The sequence below is a fragment of the Gilliamella sp. X-60 genome, assembly GCF_057063585.1.
In genome coordinates this window covers 123610-148515 of the sequence record NZ_JBXSQJ010000002.1, presented here as the reverse complement: position 1 = coordinate 148515, position 24906 = coordinate 123610, and the positions used below count along the sequence as shown (strand labels likewise).

Below are 24906 nucleotides of genomic sequence, written 5' to 3'. Positions count from 1 at the left end.
TAGAAAGATGGCAAAGCAACCAGGATTAGATTTTCAAAGTGCACGAAGTGGTAGTGGTGAGCTTAAAAGACGTTTGATGTTTGTGCTTTTAGCACTTATTGTTTTTCGTCTTGGCTCTTACATTCCTGTTCCTGGTATTGATACTAAAGCGTTATCGGACTTACTAACACAAGCATCGTCAAATGGTATTGTGGGTATGTTCAATATGTTCTCTGGTGGTGCTTTAAGCCGTGCTTCAATTTTTGCTTTAGGGATAATGCCTTATATTTCTGCGTCAATTATTGTGCAGTTATTAACGTCAATTAGCCCTAAACTAGCAGAATTGAAGAAAGAAGGTGAATCAGGTCGTAAAAAAATTAGTCAGTACACTCGTTATGGCACGCTTGCTTTGGCAATTGTACAGGCAGTTGGTATTGCGACTGGTTTGCCAAATATTCCTGGTTATGAGAAAGTTGTGATTAATCCAGGATTTTCTTTCTATTTTGTTGCATCGGTTAGCTTAGTTACTGGCACTATGTTTCTTATGTGGCTAGGTGAACAGATCACAGAGCGAGGTGTAGGTAATGGTATTTCCATCATTATCTTTGCGGGTATCGTGGCTGGTCTACCTCATGCAATATATGAAACAATTGAACAAGCTCGTTCTGGTTCATTGCATCCGATTTTATTATTAGTAGTTGCTGCATTGGTGGTAGGTGTAACCTATTTTGTTGTGTTTGTTGAACGTGGTCAACGACGTATTGTTGTTAACTATGCACAAAGGCAGCAAGGTCGTCGTGTTTACGCGGCACAAAGTACACATTTACCATTAAAGATTAATATGGCAGGTGTTATTCCAGCAATATTTGCCTCAACAATTGCTATGTTACCGTCTATGATGGCTTCTTGGTTTCAAGGAGATGGTGAAGGATGGAGATATATTATTGTACTTATTGGGCAATATTTTTCTCATGAGCAACCATTATACATAATCTTTTTTGCAGCAGCGATTGTCTTCTTTTGTTTCTTTTATACAGCATTGGTTTTCAATCCAAGAGAAACAGCAGATCAGCTTAAAAAATCTGGTGCATTTATTCCAGGTATTCGCCCAGGTGAACAAACATCTAAGTATATCGACAAAGTAATGATTCGTTTAACGCTAATTGGCGCAATCTACATTACTTTTGTATGTTTGGTACCAATGTTTATGACAAGCGCAATGAATGTTCCTGTTCAATTTGGTGGAACGTCTTTATTAATTGTTGTTGTTGTAATCATGGATTTTATGGCACAAGTACAGACTTTAATGATACCAAATCGTTATGAGTCAATGTTAAAGAAAGCGAACCTTAAAGGCTACGGTCGATAAGTTAGCCAGAAGTTACGGAGAAAAAAATGAAAGTTCGTGCTTCAGTCAAGAAATTATGCAGAAATTGTAAAATTATTAAACGTAATGGCATTGTTCGTGTTATTTGCGTTGAAGGTAAACACAAGCAACGTCAAGGTTAATTTGTTTAGCCGAAAAGTTGCGCTTTTGCATATTTTTCTTGCCAAAGTATAGTAAAGCTGGCTAGAATAGCCAGCCTAGTTTTATTTGTGAGTTCACTGTTTGAGTATCCTGAAAACGGGCTTTTCAGTATGGTGAATTCGCTAAACATTAACAATAAAGGAGTGCATAGTGGCCCGTATAGCAGGCATTAACATTCCTGATCAACAACATGCTGTAATTGCTTTACAAGCAATTTATGGAATTGGAAGTACTCGCGCTAAGACTATTTGTGCTCAAGCGGGTATTCCTGAACATGTGAAGATCAGAGAACTATCTGAAGATCAGATTGAAACGTTACGTGAACAAGTCGCTAAATTCACAGTTGAAGGTGATTTACGTCGTGAAGTAACTATGAGTATCAAGCGTTTATTAGACCTTGGTTGTTATCGTGGCATGCGTCATCGTCGTGGACTACCGGTCCGTGGCCAACGCACAAAGACTAACGCTCGTACCCGTAAGGGACCGCGTAAGCCAATCAAGAAATAATTGAGGTATAATTAAATGGCAAAGACACCTGTTCGTACACGTAAACGTGTAAAAAAGCAAGTTTCTGATGGTATAGCTCATATTCATGCATCATTCAACAATACAATCGTAACTATTACCGATCGTCAAGGTAATGCGTTGGGTTGGGCAACCGCTGGTGGTTCTGGTTTCCGTGGCTCTCGTAAGTCAACTCCGTTTGCAGCTCAAGTGGCCGCAGAACGTTGTGCTGAAGCCGTGAAAGATTACGGAATTAAGAATCTAGAAGTTATGGTTAAAGGACCTGGTCCTGGTCGTGAGTCAACAATTCGTGCATTAAATGCAGCGGGTTATCGCATCACTAACATTACTGATGTTACTCCGATTCCTCATAACGGTTGTCGTCCACCAAAGAAACGTCGTGTTTAATTTTTTAAACATTGAATGTTTAGGATTATTGGAGAAATAAAATGGCAAGATATTTGGGACCAAAACTCAAATTAAGTCGTCGTGAAGGTACAGATTTATTCCTTAAGTCTGGCGTCCGAGCGGTTGATAGTAAATGTAAATTAGAACAAGCTCCTGGACAACATGGTGCGCGTAAACCGCGTTTATCAGATTATGGTGTTCAGTTACGTGAAAAACAAAAAGTTAGACGTATTTATGGAATTTTAGAACGTCAATTCCGTAATTACTATAAAAGCGCTGCGCGTATTAAAGGCAATACCGGTGAAAACCTACTTGGTCTTTTAGAACGTCGCTTAGATAACGTTGTTTATCGCATGGGATTTGGTGCGACTCGTGCTGAAGCCCGTCAATTAGTTAGTCATAAAGCTGTTCTTGTTAATGGTCGCGTTGTTAATATTGCATCTTATCAAGTTTCACCAGAAGATGTGATTAGTGTTCGCGAAAAATCAAAAAAACAAGCACGTATTAAAGCCGCTTTAGAGTTAGCTGAACAACGTGAAAAACCAACATGGTTAGAAGTTGATGCTAGCAAAATGGAAGGTGTGTTTAAACGCTTACCAGAACGTTCAGATTTATCTGCTGACATCAACGAACATTTGATCGTCGAACTTTACTCTAAGTAAAGTTTAGCACTTAAGAGAGGACATAATGCAGGGTTCTGTAACAGAGTTTTTAAAACCTCACCTAGTTGATGTTGTTCAATACAGCCAAACACATGCTAAAGTGACTTTAGAGCCACTTGAACGTGGTTTTGGTCACACTTTAGGTAATGCACTGCGCCGCATTTTATTATCATCTATGCCGGGATATGCAGTAACCGAAGTTGAAATTGACGGTGTTCTGCATGAGTACAGTACTAAAGAAGGTGTTCAAGAAGATGTGCTTGATATTTTGCTTAATTTAAAAAAATTAGCTGTACGAGTACATACTAAAGATGATGTGATGCTGACTTTAAACAAATCAGGTATTGGTGCCGTAACCGCATCTGACATCACTCATGATGGTGATGTTGAAATTGTTAATCCTGATTTAGTAATTTGTCATCTTACTGATGCCAATGCTTCAATTAGTATGCGTATTCGTGTACAACGAGGACGTGGTTATGTCCCTGCTTCTGCTCGCGTTAAGTCAGAAGATGAAGAGCGACCAATTGGTCGTCTGTTAGTTGATGCATGTTATAGTCCTGTCGAGCGTATTGCTTATTCTGTTGATGCTGCTCGTGTGGAACAACGTACGGACTTAGATAAACTTGTTATCGATATGGAAACCAATGGTACTATCGATCCTGAGGAATCTATTCGTCGTGCATCAACTATTTTGGCTGAACAACTTGAAGCTTTCGTTGATTTACGTGATGTGCGTCAACCTGAAGTGAAAGAAGATAAACCGGAGTTTGATCCAATCCTTTTACGTCCAGTAGATGATTTGGAATTAACTGTTCGGTCTGCTAATTGCTTAAAAGCAGAAGCAGTTCATTATATTGGTGATTTAGTGCAACGTACCGAAGTTGAGTTACTTAAAACCCCTAATCTTGGTAAGAAATCGCTTACTGAAATTAAGGATGTACTCGCATCTCGTGGTTTATCTTTAGGCATGCGTCTTGAGAACTGGCCACCAGCAAGTATTGTTGAAGACTAAGATAAAATTTATAATAAGAAGGATAAAGTTATGCGCCATCGTAAAAGTGGTCGTCAACTGAACCGAAATAGCAGCCATCGTCAAGCAATGTTTCGTAACATGACTAGTTCACTTGTTGAACATGAAATCATCAAAACTACATTGCCTAAAGCAAAAGAGTTGCGTCGTGTTGTTGAACCGTTAATTACGCTAGCCAAAAGCGATAGCGTAGCTAATCGCCGTCTGGCTTTTGCTCGTATCCGTGATAAAGATACAGTTAAAAAATTATTTTCAGATTTAGGTCCACGTTTTGCTACCCGTCCTGGTGGTTATGTACGTATTTTAAAATGTGGTTTCCGTGATGGAGATAATGCTCCAATGGCTTATATTGAATTAGTTGACCGCCCTGCAGTAGAAGCAGAAGCAGCAGCTGAATAATTATTAAATCATTGTGTATTAAAACCGGCTATATGCCGGTTTTTTATTTTCTAATTTAGATTGATCGTCACTACCTGATTTTACAGTTCGTTAAACTTATTAAGGGATTGCTATCTACTAAGTGGTATCCAAGATATTAATGATTTGGTAGATAAATTTCCAAATGACAACGATTTACTGTATAAGCAGCATTAATAATGCGGTGGTGGTGTTTCTTCAGATAAATTTGCAATATTTGATGGCTGAGTAGCTTGCAGTTTTTGGGACAATAACGTTAATTGTTCTTTTAATTTACTAATGTCTGCCTGAAGGTGTGTCACCATTTGGTTTAACTCTTCAATGGTGACTTCTTGAAAGGCAACTTTAGTTTCAAGTAGTTCTAGTTGTTTATTCATAAAATATGTTCATGTATAAGTTATTAGATAATAAACTACATTGTAAGTAAAAATAGCGATTAAATCCATCCGCGTTCAGCAAAAGAGACGTACTCACCTTTTCCGATCACGATATGATCAACGATTCGAATATCAATTAAGTCACATACTTGTTCGATTTTTTGGGTAAGAATACGATCAGCTTGACTTGGTTCTGACACTCCTGAAGGGTGATTATGCGCTAAAATTAATGCTGCTGCATTATGTTGTAATGCTCGCCTTGCTATTTCGCGTGGATGAACTTCTACACAATTATAGGTACCGATAAACATCTCTTCTGAATAAATCACATAATTTTGATTATCTAAAAAAATCACCATAAAAACTTCTTGATCTTTATTCGCTAATCGACTCGCTAAATAGTGATGTGTTAGAGTTGGTGAGGTAAGCGAATTTTCTTTGGTCATTTTAACTTTTAAATATCGATGTGAAAGTTCAACAACCGCTTTTAATTGTGTGTATTTGGCTGTACCTAATCCTTTTTTTTGGCAAAAATCATTATGGCTTGCATTTATTAGATGATAGACTGAACCAAACTCATTTAATAATTTTTGCGATAACTCTAAAACCGGTAAATTACGTGTGCCAGTGCGTAAAAAAAGAGCCAGTAATTCTGCATCACTGAGTGTTTCAACCCCAAATTTCAAAAGCTTTTCACGTGGCATTAATGCAACTGATTGTGAAGGCATAATTGTTAGGTTCCAATAATTGTAAAATTCAGATTATTATAGGAAAAATTAGCAAGGTAAAATTGTAATGTAAAATATTGGGAGTTATTTCACAACTTATTAAGTAAAATTGAATAGATGGCAAATAAAAAGCGCTATACAGCGCCTTTTATAATTTCATTTTAATAGGTGGATTAGTGACAACCACATCCTCCATGACCACCGCCACAGCACCCAGTGCTTTCATCATCTTCGTCTTCATGAGCATGACCACCACAGCCACAACCACCATGTCCGTGATCATGTCCATGCTCACCATGAATATGACCATGAGCGATTTCATCTTCTGTTGCCTCACGGATAGCTAATATGTCAATATTAAATTTTAGATCTTGCCCAGCAAGCATGTGATTGCCATCAATGGTAACGTTATCGCCATCAATAGCGGTAATTTCAACTGGTAAAGAACCCTGATCAGTATCAGCAAAAAAGCGCATGCCCACTTCAAGTTCATCAACACCGACAAACACATCACGAGGAACATTTTGTACAAGTGCATCGTTAAAATCGCCATAGGCATTAATTATTTCAACGTCAAATTTATCACCAACTTGATGACCTTCTAGCGCTTTTTCAAGATCTTGTAATAGATTACCAGCACCTTGTAGATATTCAAGTGGTGCAGCAGCGGTTGCTTCGTCAACTAAGACGCCGTCTGTAGTACGCACTTGATACGCCATACTCACTACTGTATTTTTTGCTATTTTCATTTTTTCTCCAACAAACTGTTACCGTGCAAATTGGCATAGATTTTAACGGAAAAAACAGTATATGTATTCTAAATTATATGTTTTTGTTCAAAACTTACGAAAAGAATAATATAAGTAACTAAGATAGTAATTTGATATTAAATATAATTAAAAAGGCGCAACCATTAATGGTTTAGCGCCTTTTTTATATATAATAAGGATTACTTATTTAAGTTCTAACTCATTCATTGCTGCGATACTAAATCCGCCGTCGACGTGAATTACTTCACCGGTAATGCCTGATGCTAAATCAGAACATAAAAATGCTGCTGAATTGCCGACATCTTCAGTAGTCACTGTGCGACGAATTGGGGTTACTGATTCACAGTGCGATAACATCTTTTTGAAATCTTTAATGCCTGATGCGGCAAGTGTACGAATTGGTCCAGCTGAAATGGCATTCACACGTACACCTTCTGGTCCCATGGCATTTGCCATATAGCGTACATTGGCTTCGAGTGATGCTTTAGCAAGCCCCATCACATTATAGTTAGGAATTGCACGTTCAGCGCCAAGGTAAGAAAGCGTAACCAATGCAGATCCTGGGTTTAACATTGATCGACATGCTTTAGCCATGGCTACAAAGCTGTAAGAGCTGATATCATGAGCAATTGAAAACCCTTCACGAGTCACAGCATTAACATAATCACCATCTAATTGATCACCAGGTGCGAAAGCGATAGCGTGGACAAAACCGTCGAATTTATCCCATGTTTTTGCAAGTTCAGTAAATAGTTCTGTGATGCTTTCATCATGTGCAACATCGCAAGGTAGAACGATTTTTGAACCAAAATCAGCGGCAAACTCCTCAACACGACCTTTTAATTTATCGTTTTGGTAAGTAAAAGCGAGTTCAGCACCCTCACGATGCATAGATTGTGCAATACCGTAAGCAATAGAACGGTTACTTGCAACACCCGTAACAAGTATACGTTTGCCTGTTAAAAATCCCATAAATTGTTCCTCTAATGGTTTCACTATATAGTCTAGGATGATGAAGATTATATGTTGATCAAGCCAACTTCGCTACAATAAATTTATATTTCGCGATTTGTTATTATTTTATCTGGTATCAGTCAAGTTGTTTAGACGTTTAATAATTGACTATAATAGTCAACTATTGAACTATTTTAAGGATGATATTATTTTGGAAAATTTATTTAATTATAAAACGTTACCCGTTTGGGATGTTAAAAAATTACCACAAGTATTTTGTGAAAAACACCATACCCAAGAGGGCACATGGGCAAAGTTACACATTATTGCGGGTTGTTTAGATTGTGAGATATTAACTGAGCAAGGCGAGATCAAAAGTCAATACCATTATGATATGTTGCATCAGCCACCATTCATATCACCGTTGCAGTGGTACCGTATTGCCAAGGTATCAGATGATCTACAGTGCCAGTTGGCGTTTTATTGTCAGCCTGAGGACTATACTCATAAAAAGTACCAGATGACTAAAACACATTCTGAAGTGGTGTCAGCTTGTCAATTTATCCCTAAAGGTAAAGTATTAGATCTTGGTTGTGGCTCTGGCCGTAATTCGCTTTATTTGCAATTATTAGGTTTTGAAGTCAACGCTGTTGATAAATCGGAACAGAGTATTAATAATTTACAGCAGATTATTCATAATGATAATCTAAACCATATCAATGCTTCTTTCTATGATATTAACCAAGCCAACTTAAAAGGTGAATATGATTTTATTATCTCAACGGTTGTGATGATGTTTTTACAACCAGATAAAATCCCAGATATTATTCATAATATGCAGGCTATCACCAAACGTGGCGGTTATAATCTTATCGTCTGTGCAATGTCAACGGCTGATTATCCTTGTTCTGTGGGATTTTCATTCACATTTAAAGAACAAGAATTACTCAATTATTATCAAGATTGGGAAATTCTAAAATACAATGAAAATATTGGTCAATTACATAAAACTGATATTCATGGTAATCGTATAAAATTGAGATTTGCAACACTGTTAGCGAGAAAACGATAAATATTACAGGATTAAATATCCTGTAATATTGTAGTTTGGATACTTAATCCATACTGAGCTTTTCGCCAACAACAAACCAAGACTGACGAGAATTTAATAAATCTTGTGCTGACATTGGTTTTTTACCCGCTGGTTGGAGCTTTGTCATATTTAATGCCCCTTTGCTTGTTGCGATGCAAATGCCGTTTTTGTCTGCTTGCAAAATCGTGCCAGCAGGCTGTTTTGAATCAATTTTAACGACTTGAGCTTGCCATACCTTAACCGGTTCGCCATTAACGACAAAATAGCTAACCGGCCATGGATTAAAAGCGCGAACACAACGTTCGAGTTGCTCGGCAGATAAATTCCAATCAAGTTTGGCTTCTTGTTTTGAAAGCTTTTCGGCATAGGTAACTTTCACTTCATCTTGCTTTTCTGGTTGGATTTTCCCTTCACTGATTAACGCTAATGTATCAAGCAAGCCTTGCGGACCAAGCTTTGCTAGTTTTTCATACAGCGATGCGCTAGTATCGGCTGGCTCAATTGGGCAGGTAAGCTTATAAAGCATATCGCCTGTATCAAGCCCTGCATCCATCTGCATAATGGTAATGCCCGTTTCTTGATCTCCTGCCCAGCAAGCACGCTGAATCGGTGCTGCGCCACGCCAGCGCGGTAGTAATGAACCATGTACATTTAAACAACCCAGCTTAGGCATATCAAGCACAGCTTGTGGCAAAATTAAGCCATAAGCAACAACTATCATAATGTCAGCATTAAGTTCAGCAATGATTTTTTGATTTTCTTCTTTTTTGAGGGTTACCGGTTGATAAACCGGCAGGCTATTTTCAATCGCTAATTGTTTAACAGGGCTTGCGGTTAATTTATTACCACGACCCGCAGGGCGATCCGGCTGAGTAAAAACCGCTATCACATTATGCTTCGCATCAATAAGCGCCTTTAAATGGGTAGCTGCAAAATCAGGTGTTCCTGCAAAAATGATATTTAATGGTTTAGTTGCATGTGGCATAAGTATTATGTCCATAATCGAAAAATTATAGGGATTATACCTGAAATTTTAGTGAGAATCTTTAATCAAAATAAGTCAGTTTTGAGACACGGCAGGGTTTCAGACGTTTTGGCCTTTTGGAGAAATAATTAACGACGGTGACAACGCCTGAAACCTAACTGTGCCCAAATTAGCTGAACCAAAAGCTCTAGACTATTAAAAAAACTTATTTATCACATTGATTATTATAATTTTATTTGATTGTCATTTTTGATAAAAAAACAACAAGTTCGGCCCATTAAAGTTTTACCTAATCGTTTAACCGGCTAATCTTAATAAATCTATATAAAAATTGGATTAGCTACACTAAATCATACAACTTTTTAAACGGTTATACTTTAACTAGTTGAAGATTTTGCTTATTTAATAAGTATGTAAAAAAGTTAAAATAAATATAAATTTGCTTTGCGGGTAAATCATAATACTTTGTCATTTTAAACACCAGCACTGGCATATGTCTTAAACTTATCGAATAGACACCTTAGACGGGTTTTAGCTCTTACTTCGTGTATATCCTCGAAATTATCTTTCAAATTATCATCAAAATTATCTCGAAAAATCTTGTTGGCATTGGCTGTGTTATTATTGTCTTTTTCATGGAATTCGCTGGCATTAACGGGTAAAAGTGGTCGAGGGGGGTAATCGAAGTGATGCTATAATACTGCTATCGTCTCAATGGGGGGGATCCTCAAATCCGTAAGACCTAATCTTGATTTCGGCGGGTCTCACTTCGCGGGTCTCGCTGACATATGGAATCCCGATTATGGATTCCTAGTTCAATCAACGGATCCAGCATCATACGTGCTTAATTTTCCAACTACGGGGCTGATGGATTATATTTTGATTTCATCATAATGGGAAAAGCAAGTGAATTGACATGGGGAGCGCCAGTTACGCATGAGGGAATTACTGTCACAGTCATGCGAAAAACAGAATGTAATGACGAAGGCTATGTCGAGTTTTGTGTGACGTTAACAGGTCTAGGGCAAGAGCTCAATGGGGTGATCCCTACCCTAATCAAATTACCGTGCTAAGGTTACCGCAGACCTTTGAGTTAGTGGGTAGAGATAGAGAGGGTAAAGAGATAGTGAAATATGGATTTGTCCTACAGAAATGGTTTTTGAACCGAGGAGCTGAATTATATTACTATCCTGATATGGTAACTTGGTGTAGTCGTTTGGGTTATCGTGTGCCACAGGTCAAGGACCTGACTAATGCAATTTGTTCTGGTCTTGGCTCAGATTTGCATTGCCAAGGATCCATTGGCACAACGCACCATCAAGTGGTAATCATTATCAGCGTCAAATAGGTGCTGGATTGTTTACAGAGTGGGGCTTTATGCATCATTACACTAGTGCAAATTTCGTCCTCCAAAACTACTGGACAAGTGACACGACGAGGAATAGTAACTGTCAGTTTGATGTGGGTGCGGACAACGGTGACATTTATTTGTTCTGCTTCTCTAGCAATTACGGTGTTTGCACCGCTCCTTAGTCTAATAGTTAGTTCTTAATCTTTGGCGTGCGGGTCGAACTGATGGCACTAACTAAGTATAAGCAATCTTGCGTTTGGTAGCAGAATGTGGACTACGGCTAAGCGATTTGTATCATCCTGATACTTGTTTCTTCAAAGCCATCTTCGCTTTGCTGAGATGTTCATAATTTTTCGAGAAAAATTTGTCCGTCTGTGTTTTTTATTTGGATACTTTTTTCATAAAAAACAACCTAAGTGCTATTCAAAGATAGGTTAGTAAAAATATTGATTTTATTTTATTGGGTTTGTTTTGACTTCAAAACCCTCAGAACCCTTTTTTTATCGGCAATTTAAAATTCAATAAAATCAAAATATTGTAAAACAGCTCAAAAAAAGGGTTTTCAAAACTAAAATTGTTGTTTATCTTTATACAGCAAGATTTATAGAATCTTAAGTTCTACTTTAACGCCGCATAGGCGGTTTAGAAATGCTAGCAGCTTAGCCATACCAAGCATAAAACCTTTAACGCCGCATAGGCGTTTTAATTCATATAAAATTAACTCGATAATTATAAGAACAATAATCAATTAAAAAATAAGAGGTTATTTTGTTTATCTTATTTCGGTATCAGAATGCGCCGACAACTAAGCGAGGTTAGCACGCCAAACAAAGGTGTTTGTCGTGTTTGCGCTTTGTCAGAAACACAAATTTGTCTAGAATAAATTTAGTCATCTGAGCAAAGTGAATATGACATCAAACAGGCGAGTATCATGGATGGTACGAGTAAATATAAGTCGGTCATATTTTGCAACTAGATCGGGGGGATAGGGGATTGGCTACAACTCTCTAGCTCGGATGTTGTCACTGTCGCTATTTATTCCACCAACAGCTCAAAACGTCCGAAATTCAATCAAGCAAATTGTAACCAAACACTGCCACTCAAACTCGAAAATTATAAAAATCATTTATAATATTGATTTGATTTTGTTTTTTAACAAAAAAAATTCAATCTATTAAAGCTTAATATGCCTTTTTCTTTATATTTCTTTACAAAAAATCCCTAAAAAACTAGCCAAGCTTTTTTTTTAACATTATAATTTTGACGGTGAAAATTAAGTTATCTTATTTTATAGGGTAACACATAAAAAAGTAAAGTAAAACAATATTTTAATTAACATACAGGATGTTATGAAGTATAATTATGGACAACAGACATGGCAAACCTATGTCTTAAATTTATCAAATAATCGCGTTAAACGGTTTTTTATCTTTCCCTCGTTTATATCATCAAAATTATCCACAGAATTAATTGCAAAAATCCCATTGGCATGGGTGTCTTTGTTATCATTGCCGTATTCGCTCAGCTCACAGGCATTAACAGCGCATACTAGCCAAGGGATTCAGGGTAGTGCGCCGTATTTAACGTTTGATGGGGGACAGACTAAGGCAACAAGTACTGACATGTTATTGTCTATTAAGTTGCAGGATGGTCGAGTAATCACGCCATCGACGAATACATCAAGTTCGACAAATCCGATAAGGTTAGCTGATGGAAATACTTTTAATGATATACACATGGTGGTGCCGTCGGGGGCAACTTCAGTAAGTTTAAATGATTTAGTGAACACCTATCATTATTGGGGAGATGCTGATGGAGATGGAGATGGAGAGGGGACCAATGGTGTAATGGCATCAGGAAGTATATCGGTGAGTTTTACTGATAAGAATGGTAATACAGTAAGTCGTAGTGATGCATTAGATATATGTAATGCGCCTTATAAGGTAACATTAAGTAGTGAAGGAGGACGTTTAATTACCCAGTATGGTGTGCCGAATAGCAGTACTTTTAGTGGTAGTTCGGTGGTGTATTATATCAACCTGAATTCACAACAGCCTAAAGTTTGTTACGCAAGGCCGAATTTGAAATTTGGCTCTAATTTCTATGGCGACAATCTTGATTACGCTGGCCCATCTAGCATTTGGAACCGGAGGAAGGGTTTTTTAGTTCAGTCAACTAATCCGTCATCTTACAATCGTAATTTTCCTACTACGGGTGCAGATGGATTGTATTTTGATTTACTCATAGAAGGGGTTGATGAGAGTCAGTTGACGTGGTATCCAGTCACGCGTGGTGGAATAACTGCAACAGTGAGCTGGACAAGGCCGCATTCTGGTTCATTCCCACTCCCAAATGGAGGTACAACACAAGCCGATAGCTGGATTATTGATAAATCCAAGAATGTAACACGGGTAACGTTAACGGGTCCTAGGGCGGATAGCACTCAGATACAGTCAGCTAATCCTAGTCGGCTGACTCGCCCCTCTTTGCCACAGACCTTTGAGTTGGTGGGTAGGGATAGTCATGGTAATGAGGTGAAGTATGGATTTGTGTTGAGGCAGTGGTTTGTCAATAGAAGGAATCAAATGGATACTGCGTCTAATCATATATCTTGGTGTAGTCGTTTGGGTTATCGTCTTGCTAAGGTCAATGATTTGACTAATGCGAAGTGTGGTGTAGATAATAGTTTGTTCCCATGTGTAAATGACATAGATGGCACCACACCATCCTCAGGTGGTAATTATTACCAGCGTCACATAGGTGCTGGTTTTTTCACTGAGTGGGGCCTTATGCACAATTACGTCGATGGGGGCTTCGTCGTCACCTTCTACTGGGCAGGCGACACACCAAGACCTGTCAGCAATGTCAGCGCGTACAATGGCAAGGTCTACTTCTATAGCGATAGCAAATCCTACATGGATCGTGCTGTTTGCACAGCACCTTAGCATTAGTCCTTAGGCGGCGGGGGCAATTATGGTACAAATAAGAGGATAATCTAACAAAGAACAGCGCCCCTGCGTAGTTGGGGCGCTGGGCAGGCAAGGACTGCGAGCTTTGCGCTTTAATGACGGAAAGTTAAAAAAGCGCCTCTCCCCCGCCCGATGAAGTCGAAAGCGTGGTTGGCTGCCCTAATGGATTACGCTGTTGCGGTTTAAATTCGTGGTCACTGTAGTTATTTTAAACATCCAAACTACAATCATCCAAAACCACTGCACATAATCCATTCTAACCATCAAATAAAAAAGGCTTTATTGCCCGCCAAAAATCAGTAAGGAAATTATTGATTTTATTAAATTTTTATTTGACGGTTTTTAATCAAAAAAACTAAAGACTAAAACGGAAAAAACACTGGTACTAAAGCAATATCTACCGCCATAACCAAAAAGGTTAACGGCACGCCAATTTTGACAAAATCCCCAAAGCTATATCCACCCGGTGCAACCACCATGGTTTTAATTGGTGATGATACAGGGGTAATAAATGATGCGGATGTGGCAATGGCAACCGTCATGGCAAATGGGTAGGGCGAATACCCAAATTTTAGTGCTAAATCAATGGCGATTGGTGCAATTAAAATGGCGGTTGCGGTATTGGATATAAATAATCCAATCGTTGAGCATAATAAGAAAATAAAGGTTAGTACCATATAAGGGCCAAAAGAACGCAGGTGAACTTCAAGCCAAGCAGATATAAGCGAAATCCCGCCCGTTTTATTGAGAGCGAGGGCAAAAGGCATCATACCGATAATTAAAATTAAGGTTGGCCAGTGTATGGATTTATAGGCATTGGTCATATCAATACAGCGTGTCGCGCCCATTAATAAGCAGGCAATTAACGCAGCAACCACATTGGGCACAATGCCGGTCACCATTAACGTAATCATAATCGCTAGGTTAATTAACGCCAGCGGCGCTTGTGAACTTGCTGGTGCGATATCATCAATATCCGATGGATAGTCTAATACCACAAAATCACTGGTTCGCGTTTGTAATTTTTGTATTGATCCCCAGTCACCACAAACCAATAGTGTATCGCTCATTTGTAACCGTTCTTGGAATAAGTTGTTTGTTTCAACGGGGGCATGATTACGCCAAATGCCAATTACTGTTAGGAAATATTTTCCTCTAAAATTAATTTCATTGAGTGTTTTTCCACATAGTGTGGATTCGGGCAGTAGGGCGACTTCGGTCATACCGACTTGTTTTACTTGTTCTGAAAAATACTCACCGCGTAAAACTTTGGGTTCAAGGTTATTGGTGGTTAAAAAGGTGCGATAATCTGCCTCGGAGTGTGACATATCCAGTAGTAAAATATCATTTTCACGAAACTCAGTTGAACCATTAACGGGAATTAATACTTTGTGAAATTTGCGCCAACGTTCAATACCAATAACATTTACGCCATGTTCACTACGCAAATGCAAGCCATCAATTGTGCGACCAACAAAAGGCGATCCCGCTAATATTTGTGCACGGTGGGCACGGCCAATTAATTTATAGTCACGGATTAAATCGGTAATTTTTCGTCTTTGCGGTTGGGTGTTGGTTGGGGTGACTTGTTCAGCTGTGAGCAACCAATTGCGTGTTAACACACAATAGATGACCCCAACAACTAAAACTCCTAAACCAATTGGTGTAATTGAAAAAAAACCAAACTCGTTTAATTTAAAATGATTGAGTTCACTGTTAACAACAAGGTTTGGTGCGGTTGCAACTAAAGTCATCATGCCACTAATTAAAGCGGCAATACAAAGTGGCATCATTAATTTTTTAACGTGAATACCTGTGTGATTCGCAATACTAATGGCAACAGGGATGAAGATGGCAACTACTCCTGTTGAACTCATCACTGAGCCGAGTAATGCAGCGCCTAACATGATATAGATAATAATACAAATATCGTTTTTGCCAGCTATTTTAAGGATATATTCGCTCATTTTGTACGATATGCCGGTTCTAACTAAGCTTTCCCCAATAATAAATAATAAAGCAATTAAGATGATATTGGGATCACTAAAGCCAGCTAATGCCTCTGATGGTGTTAACACGCCACTAATAGTGATAGCTGTAATGGTGAGTAAGGCAATAATGTCCATTCTCAACTTACTAAATGAGAATAGTAAAATGGCGATAAATAACAATAAACAGACGATAATAAAAGGAAAATGTTGGCTTAAATAATCAGGCAAAAAAGCAGTAATCGACGACATTAAACTATGTCCAGATGACGATTGTTCCACGGGATATGACTCTATTATTTCAATAAGATTTTCGACATAATACCTTGATTTATTGCGATAGGGAATATGTTTCCTTAAACTTTGTTGTGCAACATCGTAACAACGGTTGTGTTTTTAGCATTTATTGCTGTTTATGTTAAATCCTATTCGCGTTATTAAAATGTGGGTGTAATTTATGCAAATGAGCGAATACATTCAAAGACCTTTTAGGAGATTATATGTCATCAAAAAAAACAGTTGCACAAATTATTGTTGATATTTTAGCTGAGGTTGGGGTTAAGCATTGCTATGGTATTGTCGGAGATACGTTAAATCAGATTTCATCAGCTATTAAAAAAAGTAATATTGAGTGGGTTCATGTTCGTCATGAAGAAGTGGGGGGGCTTTTGCAGCAGGGGTAGAAGCTTATTTAACAGACCAAATTACGGCTTGTGCTGGATCTTGTGGGCCAGGAAGTTTACATTTTATTAATGGTATTTATGAAGCACAACGTAATAAAGTACCTGTTATTTTATTGGCAAGCCAATTGGTGACTTCGCAACAAGGTACCGATTTTCCGCAAGAAGTGGATTTTCAATGCACCATGAAGTGCAATTCGTCTTGTACCATAAGACTGATAGCTCTGATGAAATAGCGTCACGATTTTATCAGCATAAAGCCCTACTGATTTTTGTTTATTCAATTCACACTAATAATAAGCATAATATCTTGATAATCCTAAATATTGACATAGTTTTGTTATGCTATAACGATGTCGATTTGCTTTTAGGATAGTGATTTTCGCCCTATTATCAGTGCTGCTTGCTTTAGAATATCGTTTTCCATACGGAGTTGTTTAAGCTCTTTACGCAAAGCGATTAACTCTTGCTCTTGTGGACTGCGATTATTTTTTGTTTTAAATGAACCACTTTGGCTTGCTTACGTTATCCAACGATCCAAAGCTGATTAGGTATTGTAAATAAGTTATTGTGTTATTTTTCGGTAAGTTAAAATAAATTTACTGCTATAAAAATCGCATGACTACAGTTTTTCCGTTGGTTTTTTAATTTATTTGATATAGTATTAATTGTTTAAAGTTTGTTAAATGGAAATATTGTAATGAGTAAAAAAATTGCTGTAATGGGTGATGATACTACAACCGGTGGTAAAGTTATTTCGTCGTCAGTTCTAGCTTTTAACCATCTCGATGCTATAGCCTGTTTAGGGGATTATGCTTCATGTCCTAAGTGTAAAAGTTCTGGAAAAATTATTGAGGCGACTGATAAATTAATCATTGATGGCAAACCAGCTGCTTATGATGGGTGTATTATTGCTTGTGGTTGTCGGCCTATAGGTGTTAATCGAATTATTGCAACCAAAAGTCTGATATTTGTTGATGTGACAACCCCCTATTATACAAATAAGTCAAATCCTATTAATAATACATTTTCAACAATCGCGCAAAATGATATTCACACACAAATTAATTCATTAGTAGCATCAAATGAAGATAAAACAAAGATTCGTCTTGACGCTCAAAATTTACTTGATTGTGCGCATGAAGTTTGTGAAAAACACCTTTACCATAATGATATAAAACAAGATTTTATTGATGATATTAATAATTTTGCCACGCACATTGTAAATCAAGTCGAAAGCGGAGCGATGAGTTATGAACAAGGCTCAGAAGCGATAAAATCTGAAGAAAAGAGTTTATGGGATCAAAGCCTGCACTGGGTAGGTCGGGGACTAAGTGTTTTAGGTGGTGCAGGCTTGATGATGACGGGGTTTGCAATGTGCACAACTGGTATGGGTTGTATACTTGGCTCATATGTAGCAGCGCATGGAGTTAATAGTATTCAAGAAGGGATAACCGATGAGGATGGTTTTTTAAAATCATTGTATCAAGATGCGGCGGTAGGATTAGGAATGTCTAAAGAGGCAGGTTCTTTGGCTTATGATTTAGTTGATATCGGTATATCCGTACATGGTAAACTTAAATTAGTTCCTAAAATTGATAAAAGTTTTGCAATTAATCAATTTAATCGTGCTAATTCAGCTAAATTCAAATTATTTCATTATGGTAGAAAGGATTTGACACGAGCATATAGACAGATGAATAAATGGTTGTTAAGTTCTGAAATAGTAAGTGATGTTATGTCTTTAAGTGAAATTTATCAAGAGGCTAAAAATATATTAGTTAAAGATAATGAAAGTAGTGAGACAAATCTATATATTTCAAACCCAGAAAAGATTGATAATATAGAGAAAATTGTAGATAGTTGTGCAATAGTAATACGTATTACAGGTAGTGAATCTGATGTAGATGACCAACCTAATTATTCATTGTGTACGCGCTTGGATGGTACTACATATCGGCAATATTTTGATGGCCATATTGAAGAAGGTTCTATTGAATAACAGGAATAACACAGATGATTATATTGATTTACATTGCGTATTACTTTTTCTCAATTATACCTATTATTATTACTTATCGCTTTAGAAAATATACAATAAGTGATTATCAATATAATAAAAAGTTGAAATGGCAAAGGCGCATTATGTTGTTTTTAAATTATATCGTTGCTTTTTTCGAGGCGTTTATTGCCGGACATAGAAAAACAATCCATAACTATAGTTCTGACTATGAGCTTTTACTTTTCTCATCAGGAATATTTATTTGTATTTACATTTTTAGCATAGGGTGGTTAGAAAGCCCAAAAGAGTATTTAAAAAAGAAAAAATGGAAATAATAATGAATTTAGTGAAGTTCGCTTTCCACCATTAACAACTAGAGAAATAACACAGATGATTATATTGATTTACATTGCGTATTACTTTTTCTCTATTTTGCCTATTATTATTACCTATCGCTTTAGACAATATACAATAAGTGATTATCAATATAATAAAAAGTTGAAATGGCAAAGGCGCATCATGTTGGTTTTCAATTATGTTGCTTCAGTTGTTCAAATTATAATTGCATGTGAACTCAAACGTATCGTTCGTTCTAATCAAGATTATGGCCCTCTTTTATTATCAGCATGTATATTTCTAATTATTTATCCTTTTCCAATATCCTGGTTAGAAAGCCCAAAAGAGTATTTAAAAAAGAAAAAGAAAAAATGGAAATAATAATGACTTTAGTGAAGTTAGCTTTCCACCATTAACAACTAGAGAAATAACACAGATGATTATATTGATATACATTGCGTATTACTTTTTCTCTATTTTGCCTATTATTATTACCTATCGCTTTAGACAATATACAATAAGTGATTATCAATATAATAAAAAGTTGAAATGGCAAAGGGGCATCATGTTGGTTTTCAATTATATTGCTCTGGGTATCCAAATTATAATTGCATGTGAACTCGAACGTATCGTTCGTTCTAATCAAGATTATGGCCCTCTTTTATTATCAGCATGTATATTTTTAATTATTTATAATTTTTTTACAATATCCTGGTTAGAAAGCCCAAAAGAGTATTTAAAAAAGAAAAAGAAAAAATGGAAATAATAATGAATTTAGTAAAGTTAGCTTTCCACCATTAACAACTAGAGAAATAACACAGATGATTATATTGATATACATTGCGTATTACTTTTTCTCTATTTTGCCTATTATTATTACCTATCGCTTTAGACAATATACAATAAGTGATTATCAATATAATAAAAAGTTGAAATGGCAAAGGTGCATTATGTTGGTTTTCAATTATATTGCTCTGGGTATCCAAATTATAATTGTAAGTGAACTTAAAATTATAGTACGTTCTAATCAAGATTATGGTCCTCTTGCATTATCAGCATTTATATTTCTAATTGTTTATAGTCTTTTTCCAATATCCTGGTTAGAAAGCCCAAAAGAGTATTTAAAAAAGAAAAAGAAAAAATGGAAATAATAATGAATTTAGTGAAGTTCGCTTTCCACCATTAACAACTGTCGCATTACCTTCCAAACAAATTGTAGAAATTCCTCGCGTTGTTTACAGTGCATCTCAAAGCGCTATAAACAACGAGAAGAATTTCTACAGTGAGACTGATTGGTCAGTTTCTGCCGCAATATGCGGCAGATTTTTAGTATTAAAAGCTTACTGCGCCTTCTTCGGCTGAGGTTAAGTTTTCACGAATAACGGTGAACAGTTCGCGACCATAGCCATGATGTGACTCGGTCAAATCGAAAGGATAAGGTTGACGTTTAGCCAGTTCGGCTTCGTCGACTAATAATGTTATTTCGCCTGTTTGACCATTAACTCGAATCATATCACCTTCTTGGACTTTACTTAATAAGCCACCATCATAAGCTTCAGGGGTAACATGAATGGCTGCTGGGACTTTACCAGATGCTCCTGATAATCGACCGTCAGTTAACAAGGCAACTTTATAGCCTTTATCTTGTAGTACACCTAGTGGCGTTATAAGTTTATGTAACTCTGGCATGCCGATTGCTTTTGGCCCTTGATAACGCACAACAACTACACAGTCTTTGTCTAATTTACCTGCTTTATATTCAGCATCTAAATCATATTGGCTATTAAAGATGACAGCTGGCGCTTCGATAATTTGATGTTCTGGTGCTACCGCAGAGGTTTTCATAATGGCACGGCCAAGGTTGCCTGACATCACTTTTAATCCACCATGTGAATTAAACGGTTTTTTGATTGAGGCAATGACACTTTCATCTAATGATTTTGTTGGGCCTTCGCGGAAAATGAGTTTGCCATTTTCTAAAATTGGCTCTTGCGTATAACGGCTAAGTCCACGTCCAACCACAGTTTCAACATCTTCATGCAATAAACCACCAGCTAATAATTCTCGAACCAATAAAGATGTGCCACCAGCGGCTTGGAAGTAGTTAATATCAGCAGGACCATTTGGATAGATTCGACAAAGTAAAGGCACAACGGTTGATAAGTCTGAAATATCATCCCAATTGATAATAATGCCGGCAGCTTTCGCCATGGCAACAATATGCATGGTTAAATTTGTTGATCCACCTGTTGCAAGCAGTGCAACTAAACCGTTGACAATCACTTTTTCATCGACCATTTTACCAACAGGCATATAATTTCCTGATTGGTTGGTGAGGCGAGTAATCTGTTTAGCAGCAGCATTAGTTAATTCAAAACGTAATGCGGTTTCAGGATGAACAAAAGCCGCACCAGGCAAATGTAATCCCATTAATTCAATCACCATCTGGTTACTATTGGCTGTACCATAAAAAGTACAAGTCCCGCTGGTGTGGTAAGAGGCGGATTCTGACTCCAGTAAATCTTCACGCGAAGCTTTACCTTCTGAGTAAAGTTGACGGATACGAACTTTTTCTTTATTGGATAATCCCGATGGCATCGGGCCTGCTGGCACAAAAATAGCAGGTAAGTGGCCAAATGTTAATGCACCAACAAATAATCCGGGCACGATTTTATCGCATATGCCAAGATATAGCGCACCATCAAACATATTATGTGAAAGGCCAACTGCAACCGACATTGCAATTACATCGCGGCTCATTAATGACAGTTCCATTCCCGGTTCGCCTTGTGTTACACCATCGCACATAGCTGGCACACCACCCGCCATCTGCCCAACGGCGCCCACTTCGTGCAATACTTTGCGAATTTGTTCCGGATAAAATTCGTAAGGCTTGTGCGCTGAAAGCATATCGTTGTAAGAACTAATAATACCAATGTTACTTTTTAAGATATTTTTTAGATCCTTTTTGTCATCAGTACAACAAGCAGCAAAACCATGCGCTAAATTGCTACATGGCAAACTAAATCGCGTTACTTGTTTACTCATAGCATGTTCTATTTTTTGTAAATAAGCAGCACGAGAAGCCTTAGAACGCTCAATAATACGTTGGGTTACAGCTTGGACAGTCGGATTCACATTAACCTCTTCTTTCAATTGTATCGTTTTTTTATTGTTTTTTTAGCAATGGCATATTGCGCGTATTACTTGTTCAGTATCGTGCACAACTTCGTTTAATGATTGTTCAATGTTGATGTTGTAAACATCTTTCTCATCGGCGGTTGGTTCTTCAAGCGTATCAAATTGCGATTGAAGCATACCGGTTTTTTGGAAGTGACCTTTGCGTTTCGCCAGACGTTCAGCAATGACATCATAGCTACCTTTTAAATAAATAAAATGTATGTTTTCGTTTTCACCACGAATAATATCTCGATATTTTCGCTTTAATGCCGAACAGATAATAATTGAAACATCATTGACATTACTCATTGCAAATGCAGCATTACTGATTAAATTAAGCCAAGGCATTCGGTCTTCATCGTTTAATGGTGTACCGCTACGCATTTTTAGAATATTGGTCTTTGGATGTAAAAAATCGCCATCTAAAAAAGCAGCCTCTAGGTTGTACGCTACTTGTTTGGCAACCGCTGATTTGCCGCATCCCGATACACCCATTAATACAAAAACTTGTTTATTTTTTTTAGTCATTATTGATCCTTTGTATACCTTTGCTTGTTACGGGTAACATTTTTACACGTTCATCTTTTTTTGCAATCTAAAAAAGTATCTTTTGTGATCTGGATCAGATTTTATTTAATTCTTAAATAGAGAGTCAGTGATTTATTTGTTGATCTTTACAGTGAAAAATAGATTTCGATCACAAAAATAAAAAATCTCATTTGCTTTTTAATTCGAAAGAAAATAATCTTTCGATATGGTTTTTGTTTTCGAAAGTAATAATTTAAAACCTTACATAAAAAACAATAGTGGAGAACAATGATGAATAAATGTCAGCTTCTTTTCGAAGACAATCTTAAATTTGACAATGAATTAGAGGCATTAACTTATATTAGCGAGCAATTACAACAAAAGGGGATTGTCAAAGAAAGCCATTTGCAAGCTTTAATTGAACGGGAAGCATTATTTCCAACAGGTATTGCTTTTGATGGGTATGCTGTGGCGATTCCGCATTGTGAAGCAACGCATGCTAATACACCGGCAATTTTTATTGTTCGCACTCAAACACCGGTTGCTTTTCATCGAGCCGATGATGACAGCACCGTTGATGTTTCACTGATTATTTCACTTGTTGTTACTGCTCCAGAAGATCAAATTGAACTATTAAAAGCACTTTTTTCAAATCTACAAAATGAAGACTTCTATCAGTTTTTATTAAATGCCCCGCAAGATGAAATAGTGGTGCATTTTAATAACGAGATATTTAACCAATAAGTTTCAGGAGGCATTATGAAAAAAAAGATTATTGTTGCTTGTGGCGGTGCGGTTGCAACATCAACTTTAGCTGCAGAAGAGATAAAAGAGTTGTGTAGCGAAAATAATATTCAACTTGACCTGATTCAATGTCGTATCAATGAAATCAATACGTTTATTGATGATGTTGATTTGATTTGTACTACAGCCAAAATGGATCAACATTTTGGCGATATTCCAATAGTTCATGGCATGCCTTTTGTATCTGGCGTGGGTATCGACCAGTTAAAAGAAAAAATTTTATCTATTTTAAAAGGATAAATCTATGTTTACTGAAATAATGCAGTACATTTTGGATCTTGGTCCATCGGTGATGTTACCCATTGTGATTATCCTATTTTCGTTAGTGCTAAGAATGAAAGTAGGTGATGCATTAAAAGCGGGGATTCATATAGGGATAGGATTTGTTGGTATCGGTCTAGTTGTTGGCTTGTTAACCAGCTCGGTTGGGCCAGCAGCTCAAGCGATGGCCGAGCGATTTGATATTAGCCTAAATGTTATTGATGTCGGTTGGCCGGGGGCAGCACCTATGACTTGGGCATCACAAATTGCTTTAGTTGCCATTCCTATCGCAATTGCAGTGAATATTGTTATGTTAGTTTTAAGGTTAACTCGCGTGGTTAATGTGGATATTTGGAATATATGGCACATGACCTTTACCGGCGCGCTTGTTTACATTGCAACTGGTTCTTACTGGCTTGGTATTGCAGGGGTTATTGTTCATGCCATTATTGCTTATAAACTCGGTGATTGGTTTGCCAAAGATACCAAAGATTTTTTTGAGCTTGACGGTATTGCGGTTCCTCATGGTACGTCTGCATATTGTGGCCCAATTGCTGTTTTTGTTGATGCTGTCATTGAAAAAACACCAGGCATTAATAAGATTAATTTTAATGCTGTTGATATGCAAAAACGGTTTGGTGCGTTTGGTGAGCCGGTTACTGTTGGCTTATTTATGGGCATCATATTAGGTTTATTAGCTGGGTATGGTGTGAAAGAAACGCTACAACTAGCGATTCAAACTGCAGCGGTAATGTTATTAATGCCACGGGTAATTAAACCTATTATGGATGGATTAACACCGATCTCTAAACAAGCACGTAAACACTTGCAATCCAAATTTGGTGGGCAAGATTTTCTTATTGGTTTAGATCCCGCATTGTTATTAGGGCATTCAACGGTGGTATCGGCGAGTTTAATTTTTATTCCATTAAGTATTTTTATCGCCATCATCCTACCTGGTAATGAAGTTTTACCTTTTGGTGATCTGGCAACTATTGGCTTTTTTATTGCAATGGGGGTTGCGGTGCATCAAGGGAATCTGTTTAGGATCATTGTTTCAGGCTCTATTATTATCGCCATTACACTTTGGATTGCTACCCAAATGGTTCCATTGACTACTCAACTAGCCATTAATGCAGGCACGATGACTACAAATAATGGCGTTTCGGTTGGGGCAATGGATCAAGGTGGGTCACCCATTACTTATCTTATGGTTCAGTTGGTCAACTTGAAACAACCTATTGGTTTTGCCCTTATTGGATTGTTTTACCTTTTCTGCTTATTTTTGACATGGAAACGTGCCCAAAAATACCAGTTATTTCTAAAAAATCAATCATTAGCTCAAGAAGATGGAGTAATAAAATAATCC

Annotated in this window: 24 protein-coding genes and 1 pseudogene; 17 read left to right on the top strand and 8 right to left on the bottom strand. The window is 37.2% G+C overall.

From position 1 onward, the window contains the following. Positions 1–7: 7 nt before the first annotated feature. The 7 genes from secY to rplQ all read left to right on the top strand — a co-directional run bounded on the left by secY (position 8) and on the right by rplQ (position 4513). The gene (gene secY / locus ACYIAM_RS01780; protein ID WP_483747041.1) at positions 8–1348 is read left to right on the top strand and encodes a preprotein translocase subunit SecY; all 1341 of its coding nucleotides are present in this window, start codon (positions 8–10) and stop codon (positions 1346–1348) included. A 26-nt stretch (positions 1349–1374) separates the two neighbouring features. Next, a complete protein-coding gene (gene rpmJ / locus ACYIAM_RS01775) occupies positions 1375–1488 on the top strand; it encodes a 50S ribosomal protein L36 (RefSeq protein WP_025314403.1) in 114 nt (37 codons plus the stop codon). A 169-nt stretch (positions 1489–1657) separates the two neighbouring features. Next, a complete protein-coding gene (gene rpsM / locus ACYIAM_RS01770) occupies positions 1658–2014 on the top strand; it encodes a 30S ribosomal protein S13 (protein WP_065638313.1) in 357 nt (118 codons plus the stop codon). A 15-nt stretch (positions 2015–2029) separates the two neighbouring features. Then, positions 2030–2419, top strand: coding sequence for a 30S ribosomal protein S11 (gene rpsK / locus ACYIAM_RS01765; RefSeq protein WP_025314405.1), 390 nt, complete (start codon positions 2030–2032; stop codon positions 2417–2419). A 41-nt stretch (positions 2420–2460) separates the two neighbouring features. Further along, complete coding sequence (gene rpsD, locus ACYIAM_RS01760) at positions 2461–3081, top strand: 30S ribosomal protein S4 (protein ID WP_065567150.1); 621 nt, start codon at positions 2461–2463, stop codon at positions 3079–3081. 25 nt (positions 3082–3106) lie between these two features. Then, positions 3107–4096, top strand: coding sequence for a DNA-directed RNA polymerase subunit alpha (locus ACYIAM_RS01755; protein ID WP_034911133.1), 990 nt, complete (start codon positions 3107–3109; stop codon positions 4094–4096). 30 nt (positions 4097–4126) lie between these two features. Continuing rightward, positions 4127–4513, top strand: a complete 387-nt coding sequence (rplQ, locus tag ACYIAM_RS01750; RefSeq protein WP_034884211.1) for a 50S ribosomal protein L17 — start codon at positions 4127–4129, stop codon at positions 4511–4513. A gap of 191 nt (positions 4514–4704) precedes the next feature. On the opposite strand, the gene ACYIAM_RS01745 is transcribed toward rplQ, so the two are convergent. From ACYIAM_RS01745 to fabI, 4 genes are all read right to left on the bottom strand, one after another. After that, entirely contained in the window at positions 4705–4908 is a 204-nt protein-coding gene (locus tag ACYIAM_RS01745) for a SlyX family protein (RefSeq protein ID WP_085247156.1), read from the bottom strand. A 59-nt stretch (positions 4909–4967) separates the two neighbouring features. Further along, on the bottom strand, positions 4968–5636 hold the full coding sequence (radC, locus tag ACYIAM_RS01740) for a RadC family protein (RefSeq protein WP_483747040.1): 669 nt from the start codon (positions 5634–5636) through the stop codon (positions 4968–4970). Between the two features lie 173 nt (positions 5637–5809). Next, positions 5810–6385, bottom strand: coding sequence for a peptidylprolyl isomerase (gene slyD / locus ACYIAM_RS01735; RefSeq protein ID WP_483747039.1), 576 nt, complete (start codon positions 6383–6385; stop codon positions 5810–5812). Between the two features lie 204 nt (positions 6386–6589). Further along, a complete protein-coding gene (fabI, locus tag ACYIAM_RS01730) occupies positions 6590–7378 on the bottom strand; it encodes an enoyl-ACP reductase FabI (protein WP_174796563.1) in 789 nt (262 codons plus the stop codon). Between the two features lie 193 nt (positions 7379–7571). Here fabI and tehB point away from each other — a divergent pair, with 193 nt between their 5' ends. After that, the gene (gene tehB, locus ACYIAM_RS01725; protein WP_483747038.1) at positions 7572–8432 is read left to right on the top strand and encodes an SAM-dependent methyltransferase TehB; all 861 of its coding nucleotides are present in this window, start codon (positions 7572–7574) and stop codon (positions 8430–8432) included. Between the two features lie 43 nt (positions 8433–8475). Here tehB and fmt read toward each other — a convergent pair whose 3' ends face one another. Next, the gene (gene fmt, locus ACYIAM_RS01720; RefSeq protein WP_483747037.1) at positions 8476–9438 is read right to left on the bottom strand and encodes a methionyl-tRNA formyltransferase; all 963 of its coding nucleotides are present in this window, start codon (positions 9436–9438) and stop codon (positions 8476–8478) included. A gap of 893 nt (positions 9439–10331) precedes the next feature. Between fmt and ACYIAM_RS01715 the strand changes: the two genes are divergently transcribed. From ACYIAM_RS01715 to ACYIAM_RS01705, 3 genes are all read left to right on the top strand, one after another. Next, the gene (locus tag ACYIAM_RS01715; protein WP_483747036.1) at positions 10332–10511 is read left to right on the top strand and encodes a hypothetical protein; all 180 of its coding nucleotides are present in this window, start codon (positions 10332–10334) and stop codon (positions 10509–10511) included. After that, positions 10505–10786 (top strand): hypothetical protein, encoded by a 282-nt coding sequence (locus tag ACYIAM_RS01710; protein ID WP_483747035.1) that lies wholly within the window; start codon positions 10505–10507, stop codon positions 10784–10786. Before ACYIAM_RS01715 ends, ACYIAM_RS01710 begins: the two co-directional genes overlap by 7 nt. Positions 10787–12138: 1352 nt before the next feature. Further along, positions 12139–13734: a hypothetical protein gene (locus tag ACYIAM_RS01705; RefSeq protein ID WP_483747034.1), complete on the top strand. Its 1596-nt coding sequence runs from the start codon at positions 12139–12141 to the stop codon at positions 13732–13734. A gap of 386 nt (positions 13735–14120) precedes the next feature. Here ACYIAM_RS01705 and ACYIAM_RS01700 read toward each other — a convergent pair whose 3' ends face one another. Beyond that, positions 14121–15998, bottom strand: a complete 1878-nt coding sequence (locus ACYIAM_RS01700) for an SLC13 family permease (protein WP_174796595.1) — start codon at positions 15996–15998, stop codon at positions 14121–14123. A 248-nt stretch (positions 15999–16246) separates the two neighbouring features. Between ACYIAM_RS01700 and ACYIAM_RS01695 the strand changes: the two are divergent. The 3 genes and pseudogenes from ACYIAM_RS01695 to ACYIAM_RS01685 form a co-directional block, all read left to right on the top strand. Then, positions 16247–16635 (top strand): annotated as a pseudogene (locus ACYIAM_RS01695) (thiamine pyrophosphate-binding protein); the annotation flags it as partial. A 491-nt stretch (positions 16636–17126) separates the two neighbouring features. Then, positions 17127–18428, top strand: coding sequence for a PAAR domain-containing protein (locus ACYIAM_RS01690; RefSeq protein WP_483747033.1), 1302 nt, complete (start codon positions 17127–17129; stop codon positions 18426–18428). 14 nt (positions 18429–18442) lie between these two features. Beyond that, complete coding sequence (locus tag ACYIAM_RS01685) at positions 18443–18763, top strand: hypothetical protein (protein WP_483747032.1); 321 nt, start codon at positions 18443–18445, stop codon at positions 18761–18763. 1333 nt (positions 18764–20096) lie between these two features. On the opposite strand, the gene edd is transcribed toward ACYIAM_RS01685, so the two are convergent. Further along, positions 20097–21902: a phosphogluconate dehydratase gene (gene edd, locus ACYIAM_RS01680; protein ID WP_483747031.1), complete on the bottom strand. Its 1806-nt coding sequence runs from the start codon at positions 21900–21902 to the stop codon at positions 20097–20099. Positions 21903–21944: 42 nt separating this feature from the next. Then, on the bottom strand, positions 21945–22472 hold the full coding sequence (gene gntK, locus ACYIAM_RS01675; protein ID WP_174796571.1) for a gluconokinase: 528 nt from the start codon (positions 22470–22472) through the stop codon (positions 21945–21947). 288 nt (positions 22473–22760) lie between these two features. Between gntK and gatA the strand changes: the two genes are divergently transcribed. The 3 genes from gatA to ACYIAM_RS01660 are packed head-to-tail and all read left to right on the top strand — an operon-like array spanning position 22761 to position 24903. Further along, positions 22761–23216: a PTS galactitol transporter subunit IIA gene (gene gatA / locus ACYIAM_RS01670; protein ID WP_483747030.1), complete on the top strand. Its 456-nt coding sequence runs from the start codon at positions 22761–22763 to the stop codon at positions 23214–23216. 15 nt (positions 23217–23231) lie between these two features. Next, a complete protein-coding gene (gatB, locus tag ACYIAM_RS01665; RefSeq protein WP_483747029.1) occupies positions 23232–23516 on the top strand; it encodes a PTS galactitol transporter subunit IIB in 285 nt (94 codons plus the stop codon). Between the two features lie 4 nt (positions 23517–23520). Next, the gene (locus ACYIAM_RS01660) at positions 23521–24903 is read left to right on the top strand and encodes a PTS galactitol transporter subunit IIC (RefSeq protein WP_483747028.1); all 1383 of its coding nucleotides are present in this window, start codon (positions 23521–23523) and stop codon (positions 24901–24903) included. Positions 24904–24906: the final 3 nt, after the last annotated feature.

What these genes read in the sequence shown, in the direction of transcription:
- secY (WP_483747041.1), top strand. Translation starts at nt 8, where the DNA reads ATGGCAAAGCAACCAGGATTAGATTTTCAAAGTGCACGAAGTGGTAGT.
- rpmJ (WP_025314403.1), top strand. Translation starts at nt 1,375, where the DNA reads ATGAAAGTTCGTGCTTCAGTCAAGAAATTATGCAGAAATTGTAAAATT.
- rpsK (WP_025314405.1), top strand. Translation starts at nt 2,030, where the DNA reads ATGGCAAAGACACCTGTTCGTACACGTAAACGTGTAAAAAAGCAAGTT.
- rpsD (WP_065567150.1), top strand. Translation starts at nt 2,461, where the DNA reads ATGGCAAGATATTTGGGACCAAAACTCAAATTAAGTCGTCGTGAAGGT.
- ACYIAM_RS01755 (WP_034911133.1), top strand. Translation starts at nt 3,107, where the DNA reads ATGCAGGGTTCTGTAACAGAGTTTTTAAAACCTCACCTAGTTGATGTT.
- rplQ (WP_034884211.1), top strand. Translation starts at nt 4,127, where the DNA reads ATGCGCCATCGTAAAAGTGGTCGTCAACTGAACCGAAATAGCAGCCAT.
- ACYIAM_RS01745 (WP_085247156.1), bottom strand. Translation starts at nt 4,908, where the DNA reads ATGAATAAACAACTAGAACTACTTGAAACTAAAGTTGCCTTTCAAGAA.
- radC (WP_483747040.1), bottom strand. Translation starts at nt 5,636, where the DNA reads ATGCCTTCACAATCAGTTGCATTAATGCCACGTGAAAAGCTTTTGAAA.
- slyD (WP_483747039.1), bottom strand. Translation starts at nt 6,385, where the DNA reads ATGAAAATAGCAAAAAATACAGTAGTGAGTATGGCGTATCAAGTGCGT.
- fabI (WP_174796563.1), bottom strand. Translation starts at nt 7,378, where the DNA reads ATGGGATTTTTAACAGGCAAACGTATACTTGTTACGGGTGTTGCAAGT.
- fmt (WP_483747037.1), bottom strand. Translation starts at nt 9,438, where the DNA reads ATGCCACATGCAACTAAACCATTAAATATCATTTTTGCAGGAACACCT.
- ACYIAM_RS01715 (WP_483747036.1), top strand. Translation starts at nt 10,332, where the DNA reads ATGGGAAAAGCAAGTGAATTGACATGGGGAGCGCCAGTTACGCATGAG.
- ACYIAM_RS01705 (WP_483747034.1), top strand. Translation starts at nt 12,139, where the DNA reads ATGAAGTATAATTATGGACAACAGACATGGCAAACCTATGTCTTAAAT.
- ACYIAM_RS01700 (WP_174796595.1), bottom strand. Translation starts at nt 15,998, where the DNA reads ATGTCGTCGATTACTGCTTTTTTGCCTGATTATTTAAGCCAACATTTT.
- ACYIAM_RS01690 (WP_483747033.1), top strand. Translation starts at nt 17,127, where the DNA reads ATGAGTAAAAAAATTGCTGTAATGGGTGATGATACTACAACCGGTGGT.
- ACYIAM_RS01685 (WP_483747032.1), top strand. Translation starts at nt 18,443, where the DNA reads ATGATTATATTGATTTACATTGCGTATTACTTTTTCTCAATTATACCT.
- gntK (WP_174796571.1), bottom strand. Translation starts at nt 22,472, where the DNA reads ATGACTAAAAAAAATAAACAAGTTTTTGTATTAATGGGTGTATCGGGA.
- gatA (WP_483747030.1), top strand. Translation starts at nt 22,761, where the DNA reads ATGATGAATAAATGTCAGCTTCTTTTCGAAGACAATCTTAAATTTGAC.
- gatB (WP_483747029.1), top strand. Translation starts at nt 23,232, where the DNA reads ATGAAAAAAAAGATTATTGTTGCTTGTGGCGGTGCGGTTGCAACATCA.
- ACYIAM_RS01660 (WP_483747028.1), top strand. Translation starts at nt 23,521, where the DNA reads ATGTTTACTGAAATAATGCAGTACATTTTGGATCTTGGTCCATCGGTG.